8 protein-coding genes are annotated in these 14,333 nt (G+C 67.1%); all 8 read left to right on the forward strand.

Features of this window, described 5'->3' with window-relative positions; translation table 11 throughout:
* Positions 1–40 precede the first annotated feature (40 nt).
* The 8 genes from coaBC (at position 41) to addA (ending at position 14,314) form a co-directional block, all read left to right on the forward strand.
* Positions 41–1,489 carry a bifunctional phosphopantothenoylcysteine decarboxylase/phosphopantothenate--cysteine ligase CoaBC gene (gene coaBC, locus ACNJX9_RS00310; protein WP_439407486.1) on the forward strand — a complete coding sequence of 483 codons (1,449 nt, stop codon included), beginning with the start codon at positions 41–43 and terminating at the stop codon, positions 1,487–1,489.
* Entirely contained in the window at positions 1,486–1,944 is a 459-nt protein-coding gene (dut, locus tag ACNJX9_RS00315; RefSeq protein ID WP_057752323.1) for a dUTP diphosphatase, read from the forward strand. The genes coaBC and dut overlap by 4 nt, the downstream gene beginning before the upstream one ends.
* Before the next feature lie 221 nt (positions 1,945–2,165).
* Entirely contained in the window at positions 2,166–4,670 is a 2,505-nt protein-coding gene (locus ACNJX9_RS00320; protein ID WP_439407487.1) for an ATP-binding protein, read from the forward strand.
* Entirely contained in the window at positions 4,667–6,199 is a 1,533-nt protein-coding gene (tsaE, locus tag ACNJX9_RS00325; RefSeq protein ID WP_439407488.1) for a tRNA (adenosine(37)-N6)-threonylcarbamoyltransferase complex ATPase subunit type 1 TsaE, read from the forward strand. The genes ACNJX9_RS00320 and tsaE overlap by 4 nt, the downstream gene beginning before the upstream one ends.
* A 90-nt stretch (positions 6,200–6,289) precedes the next feature.
* A complete protein-coding gene (locus ACNJX9_RS00330; RefSeq protein WP_057752314.1) occupies positions 6,290–6,607 on the forward strand; it encodes a PilZ domain-containing protein in 318 nt (105 codons plus the stop codon).
* 122 nt (positions 6,608–6,729) lie between these two features.
* Positions 6,730–7,452, forward strand: a complete 723-nt coding sequence (locus ACNJX9_RS00335) for a nucleotidyltransferase family protein (RefSeq protein WP_439407489.1) — start codon at positions 6,730–6,732, stop codon at positions 7,450–7,452.
* A gap of 215 nt (positions 7,453–7,667) precedes the next feature.
* Positions 7,668–10,811, forward strand: coding sequence for a double-strand break repair protein AddB (gene addB / locus ACNJX9_RS00340; protein ID WP_439407490.1), 3,144 nt, complete (start codon positions 7,668–7,670; stop codon positions 10,809–10,811).
* Positions 10,805–14,314 (forward strand): double-strand break repair helicase AddA, encoded by a 3,510-nt coding sequence (gene addA / locus ACNJX9_RS00345; protein WP_439407491.1) that lies wholly within the window; start codon positions 10,805–10,807, stop codon positions 14,312–14,314. The genes addB and addA overlap by 7 nt, the downstream gene beginning before the upstream one ends.
* The last annotated feature ends 19 nt before the right edge of the window (positions 14,315–14,333 follow it).

Consider the following 14,333-nt stretch of genomic DNA (forward strand, 5'->3'; position numbering starts at 1 on the left):
AAAGTGATAGCATCGCTATCATTCCGTGCTGGAGAGCGTCATGGCAAGCCTGACCATCCGTAAGCTCGACGACACCGTCAAAGCCTATTTGCGGCTGCGCTCGGCCAGGAACCACCGCTCGGTCGAGGAGGAGGTCCGGGTCATCCTGCGGGAGCTGATCGAGGGCCGCGAGGAGCCGCTGACGCCGTTCTCGGCGCCGCCCGAGGCATCCCCGGCGCCGGCGCCCCAGCGCTCCAGTGCCGTCCCTGAGGCCAGCGTCACCCTGATCATCGGCGGCGGCATCGCGGCCTACAAGTCGCTCGACCTGATCCGCCGGCTGAAGGAGCGGCGCATCGAGGTCCGCTGCGTGCTGACCAAGGCCGCCGAGCAATTCGTCACCCCGCTCTCGGTCAGCGCGCTCTCCCATGAGCGCGTCTACAATGATTTGTTCGATCCCCAGAGCGAGTTCGACGCCGGTCATATCCGCCTCGCCCGCGACTGCGATCTGATCGTGGTGGCGCCTGCTACCGCCGACCTGATGGCAAAGATGGCGAACGGCCATGCCGACGATCTCGCCAGCGCCATCCTGCTCGCGACCTCAAGAAAGATCCTGCTGGCGCCGGCGATGAATCCACTGATGTGGAGCAACGCCGCGACCCGCCGCAACGTCGCGCAGCTGCAGCGTGACGGCGTGCTGCTGATCGGCCCCAATTCCGGCGAGATGGCGGAAGCTGGTGAAGCCGGAATGGGGCGCATGTCCGAGGCGATCGAGATCGCCAATGCCGCGGAGAAATTGCTGCGGCCGCCGGTGCCGCGGCCGCTCGCGGGCAAGCGCGTACTGATCACCGCAGGGCCCACGCATGAGCCGATCGATCCGGTGCGCTATATTGCCAATCGCTCTTCCGGCAAGCAGGGATTTGCCATCGCCGCCGCGGCGCAGGCCGCGGGCGCCGAGGTGGTCCTGGTGAGCGGTCCGGTCGATCTCGACGATCCCGCCGGCGTCACCGTCAAGCATGTGGAATCGGCGCGGCAGATGCTGGAGCAGGTGCAGGCGGCGCTTCCTGCCGACATCGCGATCTTCGCCGCCGCCGTCGCCGACTGGCGTGTTGCCGTCGAAGGCGAGCAGAAGCTGAAGAAGACTTCGGCCGGCATGCCGCCGCTGCAGCTGGTCGAGAATCCCGACATCCTCGCCACCATCTCGAAACTGACCGACAAGCGCCCGCCGCTGGTGATCGGCTTCGCCGCCGAGACCGAGCATCTCATCGACAACGCGAAGTCAAAACTCGCGCGCAAGGGCTGCGACTGGATCGTCGCCAACGACGTCTCGCCCTCATCAGGCGTGATGGGCGGCGACCGCAACACCGTGCACCTGATCAGCAAGAATGCTGCTGATAACGGCGAGATCACAGTTGATTCCTGGCCTGTCATGACCAAGGAACAGGTCGCTACCGAACTGGTCGCGCATATCGTCAAAAGCGTGACCGACAAATCACTGGAGCCGGCATCTTGAGCAGCAAAGTCACGGTCGAACTGCAGCGCCTGCCCCACGCGGACGGTCTGGCGCTGCCGGCCTACCAGAGCGCGGAGGCCGCCGGCCTCGATCTGATGGCGGCGGTGGCGGAGGGCGAGCCGATGACGCTCACGCCGGGCCAATATGCGCTGGTGCCGACGGGCCTTGCGATTGCCCTGCCGCCTGGGCACGAGGCGCAGGTGCGGCCGCGCTCCGGCCTTGCGGCCAAGCACGGCGTCACCGTGCTGAATTCGCCCGGCACTGTCGATGCCGACTATCGCGGTGAGATCAAGGTGATCCTGATCAACCACGGCCCGGCACCATTCGTGATCAAGCGCGGCGAGCGCATCGCACAGATGGTGATCGCGCCGGTGGTGCAGGCCGCGCTGGTTCCGGTTGCGACGCTGTCGCCGACCGATCGCGGCGCCGGCGGGTTTGGCTCGACGGGGCGGTAGTCGGGGCAACAATCTCATCTGGCCGCCAACACACGACAACTCCAGCCGAATCACCCGCAGATCTACGTGAGGCTGGAACTCCACGCCCCGCATTTTTTTGGGGCTGCGTTTGCGTTCACGGTCTGGACTCTTACCGGTGGAGTCGCGGTGGGGGTATTGTCGTTTGATTCGCGCGCGACGGGGGTCGCCGCGAGGTCAATTCGTGCGGTCTTGGGGCAACTATGTCAGGCGTGATCGTGTCGATGCGTCGGACGCTGCTGTCATGCACTTCGCTGGTGCGTAACAGCCTGTTGGGAGGCGCTCTCGCAGCGCTGCTGCCGGCTGAGCCGGCTGATGCCGCCGACCTTGTCGACACACTCTCGATATTGCTGGATTTCAACCGGCAGGAACTCGCGGTGCTGGCCACCGCGCTGGCTCTGCTCGGCTTCTCGGTCATGGCCGCGATCCTCTTGATGCGGACCCGCGTGCGCACCGCCAAGAACGAGGCGGCGCTGCTTGAACGGATCCGGGAACTTCAGTTGCAGACCGACCGCTTCGGCGCGCTGCTGTTCGCCGAGCCGCAGATCCTGATCTCGTGGCCGGCCGGCGATGATCGCGCGCAGATCTCGGGCGACATCTCCATGGTGCTGCCGCGCGATTCGTCGCCGCAGCGCGTGCTCGCCTTTGGAACCTGGCTGCCGCCGGACCCGGCGCTGCAAATGGATCACGCCGTCGACGGCTTGCGCGAACGCGGCGACGGCTTCCAGCTGACGCTGACCACCGCCAACGGCCGCACGCTGGAAGCGATCGGCCGCGCCATCGGCGGCCAGGCCATCGTCCGGATTCGCGAGCTCTCCGGCCTGCGGCGCGATCTCGCCGAGACCCATCTGCGCTACCAGGCGCTTTCGGACGAGACCGAGATGCTGCGCGGCTTCGCCGCCGCCGCGCCATGGCCGATCTGGGCCAAAGGCGAGAACGGCGCGTTGACCTTCGCCAACCCGGCCTATGTGCGCGCGACGGAAGCGACCAGCATCGCGGACGCCCAGCACCGCAAGCTCGAGCTGCTCGACAGCGCCGACCGCACCGCCATGGAGCGCAGCCTGAAGGACAGCGCCCAGTTCACCTCGCGGCTGCCGATCGTGATCGGCGGCGAGCGGCGCATGTACGACGTGCGCTCCGTCAATGTCGGCCAGGGCAGTGTCGGTGTCGCGATCGATGCGAGCGAAGCCGATGCCCTGAGCGCCGCGCTGGTGCGGATGGCGGAGGCGCATCGCCGCACGCTCGACCAGCTCTCGTCAGGCGTTGCCGTGTTCGACGGCCAGCGGCGCCTTGCCTTCTACAACGATTCCTACCGGCGGCTGTGGGACCTCGACCGCAATTTCCTCGACGCCCACCCCGATGATTCCAGCGTGCTCGACCAGCTCCGCGCCGCGCGCAAATTGCAGGAGCAGCCTGACTTCCGCGCCTGGAAGGCCAAGCTGCACGAGGCCTATCGCGCGGTCGAGACCGCGAAGGACACCTGGTACCTGCCCGACGGCCGCGCGCTCTCGGTCGTCACCACGCCGAACCCCGAAGGCGGCGTCACCTATCTGTTCGACGACGTCACCGAAAGCCTCGAGCTCGCCCGCCGCTTCGACGGCATGATCCGGGTGCAGCGCGAGACGCTGGACAGCCTCGCCGAGGGCGTCGCCGTGTTCGGCAGCAACGGCAAGGCGCAGCTGTTCAATCCGGCTTTCCTGCGGATGTGGAAGCTCTCCAACGATGCCATGCGCGAGGAGCCGCATATCCAGACCGTCGAGGGCTGGTGCCATCAGCTGTTCGACGACCCCGTGGTGTGGCGGCAGATCCGCGAGGCCATCACCTCGATCGAGAACCGCGTCGACGTCCCGATCAAGCTGGAGCGCAAGGACGGCAGCGTGCTCGACGGCATGATCCGTCCGCTGCATGACGGCGCGACCATGCTGACCTTCCTCGACATCACCGACACCGAGAATGTCGAGCGCGCACTGCGCGAGCGCAACGAGGCGCTGGAGGCCGCCGACCAGATGAAGGTGGATTTCGTCCACCACGTCTCCTACGAGCTGCGCTCCCCCCTCACCACCATCATCGGCTTCGCGCATTTCCTCAGCGATCCCTCGACCGGGCCGCTGACGCCGAAGCAGGCCGAATATCTCGACTACGTCACCAAATCGACCAATGCGCTGCTGGCGCTGACCAACAACATTCTCGATCTCGCCACCATCGACGCCGGCGCCATGAAGCTGGAGCTTGGCCCGGTCGACGTCAGCAAGACCATCGAGCTGGCCGCCGAGGGTATCCAGGACCGGCTCGCCACCGACCGCATCCGCCTCAAGGTCGAGATCGCGCCCGATGTCGGCAGCTTCATCGGCGACGAGAAGCGCGTGGTGCAGGTGCTCTATAACCTCCTCGCCAACGCCGTCGGCTTCTCGCCGCAGGATTCCACCGTCGGGATCAGCGCGCGACGCACCGAGCGCAGCGTCGTCTTCATTGTGACAGATTCCGGACCTGGAATACCCGCCGACATGAAGGACAGGGTGTTCAACTGGTTCGAAAGCCGCTCGCAGGGCTCGCGTCATCGCGGCGCCGGGCTCGGCCTGTCGCTGGTGCGCTCCTTCGTCGAGCTGCATGGCGGCAAGGTGCAGGTGGATTCGGCCGTCGGCAAGGGCACGGTCGTCACTTGCGACTTCCCGACCGACCAGGCGGCGCATCGCGACGCCGCCGAATGAGCGAACCCACCAAACTCTCCGTCGCGCTCCACAACGAGACGGCGACCGCGCAATTGATGGCCGACCTCGCGCTGCTGGTCGGACCCGGCGACACCATCACGCTGACAGGCGATCTCGGCGCCGGCAAGACGGCCGCGGCCCGCGGCCTGATCCGTTACCTCGCCGCCGACGACGAGCTGGAAGTGCCGAGCCCGACCTTCACGCTGGTGCAGGGTTACGAGCTGCCGGCCTTTGCCGTGATGCATGCCGACCTCTACCGCGTCGAGGACGAGAGCGAGCTCGAGGAGATCGGGCTGTCGCCGCTCCCCGATGCGACGCTGGTGCTGATCGAATGGCCCGAGCGTGCGCCATCGGCGATGCCTGAAGACCGCATCGACATCGCGCTGACGCATCGCCCGGCGCTGGGCTCGACTGCGCGGGCCGCCGACATCACCGGCCATGGCAAGAGCGCAGCCATTGTTGCGCGACTGAAGACGCTGCGCGAATTCCTCGATGCCTCAGGCTATCTCGCCGCGACGCGCAAGCGCATGCCGGGCGACGCCTCGACCCGCTCCTATGCGCGCCTGATCCGCGGCGATCGCGCCGTCATCCTGATGAACTCCCCGCAGCGCCCCGATGGTGCCGCGATCTACAACGGAAAATCCTACAGCGCCGCGGTGCATCTGGCCGAGAACATCAAGCCGTTCGTCGCCATCGACGAAGGCCTGCGCGCGGCAGGTATCTCGGCGCCGAAAATCCACCATTGCGATCTCGAGCACGGCTTTCTGATCTCGGAGGATTTCGGCAGCGAAGGCGTGATCGAAGGCAATCCGCCGCGGCCGATTGCCGAACGCTATGAAGCCGCGACCGATGTGCTGGCCGTGCTCCACGGCGAGAGGATGCCGGAGACGCTGCCGCTGGACGGGCAGACTTATACCATTCCCGCCTGGGACACCGACGCGCTGCTGATCGAGATCGGCTTGATGCCGGAATGGTATCTGCCCGATCGCAACGCGCCGCTGAGCCGTGAGAAGCGCGCCGAATTCTTTGCGATGTGGCGCGAGCTCCTGAAGAAGCCGATGGCCGCGCCAAAGACCTGGATCATCCGCGACTACCACTCGCCCAATCTGATCTGGCTGGCGGACCGTGCCGGCATGGCGCGCGTCGGCGTGATCGACTTCCAGGACACCGTGCTCGGGCCGCACGCCTATGACGTGGTGTCGCTGCTTCAGGACGCCCGCATCGACGTGCCCGAGAGCCTCGAGCTGACGCTGCTGTCGCGCTACATCAAGGCGCGCCGCAAGGATGATGCGAGCTTCGATGCCGCCAGCTTTGCCGAGCTCTATGCGATCATGTCGGCGCAGCGCAACACACGCCTGCTCGGCACCTTCGCCCGGCTCAACCGCCGCGACGGCAAGCCGCATTATCTGCGCCACCAGCCGCGGATCTGGACCTATCTGCAGCGCTCGCTGGCGCATCCCGCGCTGGAGCATCTGCGCGACTGGTATCTCGCCAACGTCCCGCCGCCGCAACGGCCGCCTGAAGCCTGAGCCGGAACCGGTTTACCGGCTGTTAGCCATCACGCCGGTATCATCGCCCCGCGGGCAGCCGGACAAATACGGGGCTGGAGCTTGAGGCAGATGGCGGTCAAGGCGGATCATCGCGGGAACAACAGGGTTGTTTTCGAACGCGGGATTTCGGCCCAGATGATGGGCATTGACGGCACCTGGCGGCGTGAATGCATCATGGAGGACGTCTCCGACAGCGGCGCCAAGCTGACCATCGACGGCTCGGTCGAAGGCCTGCATCTGAAGGAATTCTTTCTGCTGCTGTCGTCGACCGGACTTGCGTACCGGCGCTGCGAACTGGCCTGGGTGAATGGCGACCAGATCGGCGTCACTTTCCTGAAAGTCGGCGACAAGAGGAAAAAGGCGCGTTCCACAGCCGTCGGGGCGTGACGGCAACACACGTCGCACAACCGTCACGGCGGCCGGCTAAGGCCGTTGAGATGCGGTGCGGCCGTGTCAGGTCCGTGCTAGGTTTGCTGCAAACGCGAATTTGAGGTTCGAGAAAGTCAGGCATGTCCGTCAAACCGACCAAAGCCATGGTGCTCGCCGCGGGGTTCGGCCTGCGCATGCGTCCACTGACGGACACGATGCCAAAGCCGATGGTGCCGGTGGCCGGCCAGCCGCTGCTCGACCACGTGCTCGACAAGCTTGCCCAGGCCGGCGTCACCGACGCGGTCGTCAACGTGCACTACCTGCCCGACCAGATCATCGAGCACACCAGGGCACGCCAGCATCCGCGCGTGACCATCTCGGACGAGCGCGACCAGGTGCTCGGCACCGGCGGCGGCGTGGTCAAGGCGCTGCCGTTGCTCGGCGATGCGCCGTTCTTCCACGTCAATTCCGACACGCTGTGGATCGACGGCGTGCGCTCCAATTTGACGCGGCTCGCGGAAAACTTCGACCCGGCAAGCATGGACATCCTGCTGCTGATGGCGCCGACCGCAACCAGCATCGGCTATAGCGGCCGCGGCGATTACGGCATGCTGCCCGACGGAGCCTTACGCAAGCGCAAGGAAAAGGAGATCGTCCCGTTCGTCTATGCGGGCGCGGCGATCCTGTCGCCGAAGATCTTCGAAGGCGCGCCGCAGGGCGAGTTCTCGCTGACAAGGATGTTCGACCGCGCGGGTGAGCAGGAGCGCCTGTTCGGCCTGCGCCTCGACGGCGTCTGGATGCATGTCGGCACGCCCGATGCGGTGCACGCCGCGGAAGAGGCGTTTCTGGAGAGCGTGGCGTAGGGGCCACTCCAGGCATGGTGCCGTGGGGTGGGCAAAGGCGCCCTTGCGCCATGCCCACCATCTCTCTCGATTGCGAGAATACGTGGGCACGCTCCGCTTTGCCCACCCTACGAGACCTGTTCCTGGTGCACAAACAGCGGGGACGATTTCGCCCCCACACATGACCATTCGAGTCCGCCTCCTTATATTGCCTGATCGTTCGAATCAGGCAGCTCATGCGCGTTTTCAGCGTCCCCCTCTCAGTTCCGTTCCTGCGCACCATCGTCTCTGCCCTGCTCGACGGCCGGCTGGTCGAGCGATTCGAGGCGCGCCAGGAACCGGCGCGGCTGGCGGACGCCACGCTCTATCTGCCGACGCGGCGCGCCATGCGCGTGGTCCGCGAGATCTTTCTCGACGAGATGAAGGCCGACGCCGTGGTGCTGCCGCGGATCGTCGCGCTCGGCGACATCGACGAGGACGAGCTCGCTTTCGCTGACGAAGCCGAGCAGTTTTCCGGCACGACGCCGCTCGAGATTCCGCCGCGGCTCGGCGAGCTCGAGCGGCGGCTGACCCTGGCGCAGCTGGTCGCCGCCTGGGCCAAGGGCCCGGTGCTGGCGCCGCTGGTGGTCGGCGGCCCCGCTTCCACCCTGGCGCTGGCCGGCGACCTCGCGCGGCTGATCGACGACATGGTGACGCGCGGCGTCGACTGGAGCGCGCTCGACGGTCTCGTGCCTGACATGCTCGATCGCTATTGGCAGCATTCGCTCGATTTCCTGCGCATCGCACGCGTCGCCTGGCCGCAACATCTCGCCGAGATCAACCGCATCGAGCCCGCCGCGCGGCGCGATCTCTTGATCGCGGCCGAAGCCAGGCGGCTGACCGCGCATCCCCGTGGTCCCGTGATCGCAGCAGGCTCGACCGGCTCGATGCCGGCCACAGCGAAATTCCTCCATGCCGTCGCTTCGCTGCCCCATGGCGCCGTGGTGCTGCCGGGGCTCGACACCGATCTCGATGAGGAAGCCTGGCGCGGCATCGGCGGCAGCAGGGACCTGCTGGGCATCACCGAGACTCCCACCTCGAACCATCCGCAATATGCGTTGCATGCGCTGCTCCAGCGCTTCGGCATCAAGCGCAGCGATGTCGAGATCCTGCAGCCGCCGGCGCAAAGCGGCCGTGACTTGCTCGCCTCGGAATCGATGCGGCCATCCGCCAAGACGGAGGTCTGGCACGACCGGCTGAAGCAGCCTGACGTCGCCGCGAAGATCGCTGGCGGCATGAAGAACCTCGCCGTCGTCGCGGCGCCCAATCCGGAGATGGAAGCGCTTGCCATCGCGATCGCGATGCGCGAGGCGCGGCATCTCGATAAATCGGCGGCACTGGTGACGCCGGATCGCGCGCTGGCGCGGCGCGTGATGGCGGCGCTGACCCGTTGGGACCTCGCCTTCGATGATTCCGGCGGCGACGTGCTGATGGAGACCGCAGCCGGCGTCTTCGCGCGCCTTGTGGCGGAGGCCGCGACCAGGGGATTGGAGCCGCCGACGCTGCTGGCGATGCTGAAACACCCGCTGTGCCGGCTCGGCCGCGCGAGCGGCGCATGGAAGGCGGCGATCGAGGGGCTGGAGCTTGCAGTTTTGCGCGGCACGCGCCCGCCGGCGGGCACGGGTGGCCTGCTGCGCGAGTTCAACCGCTTTCGCGAGGAGCTGGCAAAGCTCTGGCGCCATGACGTCTCCGCGCTGCACGCGGCCGAGCCGCGCGCGCGTCTCAAGGCGGAAGATCTCGATCGCATCCAGGCGCTGATCGACACGCTCCGACAAGCGTTGGCGCCGATCGAGAGCCTCGCATCATCAAAGCCGTTCGACTTCGCCGAGCTGGCGCATCGCCATCGCGAGATCCTGATCGAGCTGTCGCGCGACGAGCAAGGCGTTCCGCTCGCGTTCGAGGAGCGCGAGGGCCTTGCGCTCGCCAGTGCATTCGACGATCTCCTGCGCGGCGGCACCACCAGCGGATTGATGGTGACGCTGCCCGACTATGCCGATGTGTTCCAGACCGCGTTCAGCGATCGCGCGGTGCGACGGCGCGACAAGCCCGGCGCGCGCCTGCAGATCTACGGCCCGCTGGAATCGCGCCTGATGCAGGCCGACCGCATCATCATCGGCGGCTTGATCGAAGGCGTCTGGCCGCCGGCGCCGCGGATCGATCCCTGGCTGAGCCGGCCGATGCGGCACGAGCTCGGTCTCGATCTGCCGGAGCGGCGTATCGGCCTCTCCGCTCACGATTTCGCGCAGCTGCTCGGCGGCGACGAAGTAATCCTCACCCATTCCGCCAAGGCGGGCGGCGCACCGGCGGTGGCTTCGCGCTTCCTGCACCGGCTGGAGGCGGTCGCGGGCGACGAGCTCTGGAAGGCGGCGGTTGGCGCCGGCGAAAAATACGTGCAGTTCGCTGGCGCGCTGGACCAGCCCGCCGAGGTCAGGCCGGTCAAGCAGCCCGAGCCTCGGCCGCCGCGCGCGACGCGGCCGCTGAAGATGTCGGTCACCGCGATCGAGGACTGGCTGCGCGATCCCTACACGATCTACGCCAAATACATCCTGAAGCTCGACACGCTCGATCCCATCGACATGCCGCTGTCGGCAGCCGACCGCGGCTCGGCCATTCACGATGCCATCGGCGAATTCACCGAAACCTACGCCAGGCATCTGCCCGACGATCCCGCCCGCGTGTTGCGCGCGATCGGCGAGAAGCATTTCGCCCTGCTGATGGAGCGGCCCGAGGCGCGCGCGCTGTGGTGGCCGCGCTTCCAGCGCATCGCGCAATGGTTCGGCGAATGGGAGACGGCGCGGCGCGATGCGATCGAGGCGATCGCGGCCGAGACCCGCGGCGAGATCTCGATCCGGCTCGATCATCAGCGCAGCTTCATTCTCTCCGCCCGCGCCGACCGCATCGAGCGGCGCCGGGGCGGTGGCTACGCCATCCTCGATTACAAGACCGGTCAGCCACCGACCGGCAAGCAGGTCCGCATGGGCCTGTCGCCGCAGCTGACCCTGGAAGCCGCCATCCTGCGCGAGGGCGGTTTCCCCGACATCGACGCCGGCGCATCGGTGAGCCAGCTCGTCTATGTCCGCCTCAGCGGCAACAACCCGCCGGGCGAGGAACGCATCCTCGAGCTCAAATACAAGCCCGGCGACGAGCCGCAGCCGCCGGACACCGCGGCCGCGGAAGCGCGCGCCAAGCTGGAAGCGCTGATCCGTGCCTTCGACGACGAGAGCCAGCCTTACACCTCGCTGAACCTGCCGATGTGGACCAACCGCTACGGCGCCTATGACGATCTCGCCCGGATCAAGGAATGGTCAGCGGCCGGCGGCCTGGGGATCGAGGAATGGTGAAGCTTCCGCGCCCGATTCCCGACGAGGTGCGCGCACGGCAGGCGCGTGCGTCGGACCCGACCGCGTCAGCTTTCGTGTCGGCCAATGCCGGCTCGGGCAAGACGCATGTGCTGGTGCAGCGCGTGATCCGCCTTTTGCTGTCGGGCGTGCCGCCGGAAAAGATCCTCTGCATCACCTTCACCAAGGCCGCCGCCGCCAATATGGCCGAGCGCGTGTTCACCACGCTGGGACATTGGGTGACGCTCGACGATGCCGGGCTCGACGCTGCGATCCGCGCCATCGGCATCCCGCATCCCAGCGCAAGGCTGCGGCGCGAGGCACGAAAGCTGTTCGCCTGCGCGCTGGAGACGGCGGGCGGATTGAAGGTGCAGACCATCCACGCGCTCTGCACCCGCCTGCTCCAGCAATTTCCGTTCGAGGCCAACGTGCCGGCGCGATTCGCCGTGATGGATGACCGCGACCAGAACGACATGATGGAGCGCGCCAATCTGAAGGTGCTCCTGGAGGCCGCGCGCGATCCTGACAGCGTCACCGGCCGCGCGCTGCTGACGGCGATGGCGAGCGCCGCCGACGTCACCTTCAAGGAGGTCGTCCGCGAGGCGTGCCTGAGCCGCGACCATTTCATGGCCTGGACCGATGGGGCCGGCAACGCGGAAGCCGCCGCTGCGCAGATGACGGCCGTATTGGGCGTGGATGCGAGCGATCGCATCGAGGATGTCGAGAATGAAATTCTCGACGGACCATACCTGCCGCGCTCCCGCTGGGACGACATTGCGTTTGCGCTGGAGGACGGCAGCAAATCGGACAACGACCAGGCAAGCCGGCTGCGCGAGGCCAAGGCGTTTTCAGGCGCGTCGCAGGTCGACGCCTATCTCTGCGTCTTCCTCACCGACGAAAAGCTGCCGCGCAAGGCGGTGCTGACCAAGAAGTTCGGCGAACTCAATCCGTCCGTCGCGCGCCTGTTCGAGAATGAAGCAGTCCGCCTGAACGGATTGATCGAGAAGCGCCGCGCGGTCGCCATGCGCGACCGCACCGCGGCTCTGCTGCATATCGCGACCGCAGCCGCCGCGAACTACCGCCGCGAGAAGCAGGAACGTGGCCTGCTCGACTATGACGACCTCATCGACAAGACGCTGGCGATGCTCGACCGCATCTCCTCGGGCTGGGTGCACTACAAGCTCGACCGCGGCGTCGATCATGTGCTGATCGACGAGGCGCAGGATACCAGCCCGCGGCAATGGGATATCGTCGCGCACATCATCTCGGAATTCACGGCCGGCGAAGGCGCGCGCGAGGGGTTGAACCGCACGGTCTTCGCGGTCGGCGACGAGAAGCAGTCGATCTTCTCGTTCCAGGGCGCAGCCCCGCACGAGTTCGATGCGCGCCGGCGCGAGCTGCACCGCAAATTCACCGCGGCCGGGTTGAAATTCGATCCGGTGGCTTTCACCTATTCGTTCCGCTCGGGCGCGGCGATCCTGCATTCGGTCGACCACGTCTTCCGCGATCCCCAGATCTACAAGAGCATCCATTCGGTCGAGATCGGCCATCCCCTGCACAATGCGCTCGCCGATGCCGGCCCGAGCGTGATCGAACTCTGGGATCTGGCCGAAGCCGACGACCGGCAGGAGATCGAGGGATGGCGCGCGCCGTTCGATGGCGTCGCCGTGACCAGTCCCGAGGTCAAGCTCGCCCGGCGCATCCAGGCCGAGATCAAGCGGCTGGTCGAGAGCGGCACGCTGACGGGCCATGAAGGCGAGCGACGCCCCTTGCGCTATGGCGACATGCTGATCCTGGTGCGACGGCGCGGCAATGCGTTCGACGCGGTGATCCAGGCGCTGAAGCACGCCGGCGTCCCCGTCGCCGGCGCCGACCGGCTCAAGCTGACCGAGCACATCGCCATCATCGATCTGATGAACCTTGCGGACGCGCTGCTGCTGCCGCAGGACGACCTTGCGCTGGCGGTGGCGCTCAAGAGCCCGCTGTTCGGTCTCGACGACGACGATCTGTTTCAGCTCGCCCATGACCGCAAGGGATCGCTGCGCCGCGCCCTCGGCGAGCATGCGGCTGGAAACGGGAAATTTGCGACCGTGTTGCGGCGCCTGGAAGCCTGCGGGATCCGGGCCCGCGAGGAAACGCCGTTTGCCTTCTATGCCTGGCTGCTCGGCGGCGACGGCGGCCGCGCGCGGATCCTGCGCCGGCTCGGTCACGAAGCCAATGACGCGCTCGACGAGTTTCTGGAGCTGGCGCTGAATTACGAGCGCAAGGCACCTGCCTCGCTGCAGGGTTTCATGGCCTGGCTGCGCTCGGCCGACACCGAAGTGAAGCGCGACATGGAGATCACCCGCGACGAAGTCCGGGTGATGACGGTGCACGGCGCCAAGGGCCTCGAGGCCTCGGTCGTGTTCATGGTCGACACCACGTCGTCACCTGCGGACTCGCAGCGGGTGCGGCTCATCAACGTGCCGCGCGGCAATGGCGGCGAGGTCGTGGTCTGGGCTGGGCGCAAGGCGGACGATCCAAAACCTGTCGCCGAGGCGCGCAAGGCGATGCTGGAGGAGACCGAGGACGAATATCGCCGCCTGCTCTACGTCGCGATGACGCGCGCCGCCGACCGCCTGATCGTCGGCGGCTGCATGCCCGGCAACATGAGGACCGTCCGCAAGCTGAGCTGGTACGATCTGGTCGACACCGGTCTGTCAGGCTCGGGCCTGGACAAGCAGACGATCGAGACGCCGCTCGGCAAGGTGACCCGCTTCGCCCGCCCCGAGGATGTGGCGGCGCTGGGCACGCCGGCGAACTCAGTCGATCAGACGATCGCGCTGCCGGACTGGCTGCGGACGCCGGCACCGCGCGAGATGATCGAGGACGATCCATTGCGCCCCTCCGGCCAGCAGGCCGAGGACGGCCGCCGCGTGCGATCAGGCGAATCCGTGCAATCGCGCGCTCTGGCATTGCAGCGCGGCACGCTGGTGCACCGGCTGCTGCAATCCCTGCCCGATATCGCCACCGAGCGCCGGCGCGAGGCCGCGCTCGCTTTCATGGCCCGCAACGCCGCTGATTGGACCGAGGCCGATCGCTTCGCGCTGGCCGACAAGGTGCTCGCCTTGATCGCCGAGCCGCGCTTTGCGCCGGTCTTTGCCGCCGGCAGCCGGGCGGAGGTCGCCATCGTCGGCAAGCTCGATCGGCCGGGCCGGCCGCCGGCGCTGGTATCGGGGCAGATCGACCGCCTGGTGGTGACGGCATCAGAGGTTTTGATCGTCGATTTCAAGACCAACCAGACGGCGCCCAGCAGCGCGGCCGAGGCGCCCGCCGCCTATGTCAGGCAGCTCGCGCTCTACCGGGCGGTGCTTTCCAGGCTTTATCCCCGGAAGCCCGTCCGCGCCGTGCTGCTCTGGACCGAGGCCCTTGAATATATGGAGATTTCGGCCCCCGCGCTGGACGCGGCGCTGGCATCCCTTCATCTCGGCGTGAGCGTCCTTGACCCGGCAAGGGGCCGTTCATAGGTTGGGACCATGATCTCCG

The sequence above is a fragment of the Bradyrhizobium sp. BLXBL-03 genome (assembly GCF_051853015.1).
Lineage (GTDB): Bacteria > Pseudomonadota > Alphaproteobacteria > Rhizobiales > Xanthobacteraceae > Bradyrhizobium > Bradyrhizobium manausense.

Coding starts and splice junctions, on each gene's coding strand:
- coaBC (WP_439407486.1), top strand. CDS start 41: ATGGCAAGCCTGACCATCCGTAAGCTCGACGACACCGTCAAAGCCTAT.
- ACNJX9_RS00320 (WP_439407487.1), top strand. CDS start 2,166: ATGTCAGGCGTGATCGTGTCGATGCGTCGGACGCTGCTGTCATGCACT.
- tsaE (WP_439407488.1), top strand. CDS start 4,667: ATGAGCGAACCCACCAAACTCTCCGTCGCGCTCCACAACGAGACGGCG.
- ACNJX9_RS00330 (WP_057752314.1), top strand. CDS start 6,290: ATGGCGGTCAAGGCGGATCATCGCGGGAACAACAGGGTTGTTTTCGAA.
- ACNJX9_RS00335 (WP_439407489.1), top strand. CDS start 6,730: ATGTCCGTCAAACCGACCAAAGCCATGGTGCTCGCCGCGGGGTTCGGC.
- addB (WP_439407490.1), top strand. CDS start 7,668: ATGCGCGTTTTCAGCGTCCCCCTCTCAGTTCCGTTCCTGCGCACCATC.
- addA (WP_439407491.1), top strand. CDS start 10,805: ATGGTGAAGCTTCCGCGCCCGATTCCCGACGAGGTGCGCGCACGGCAG.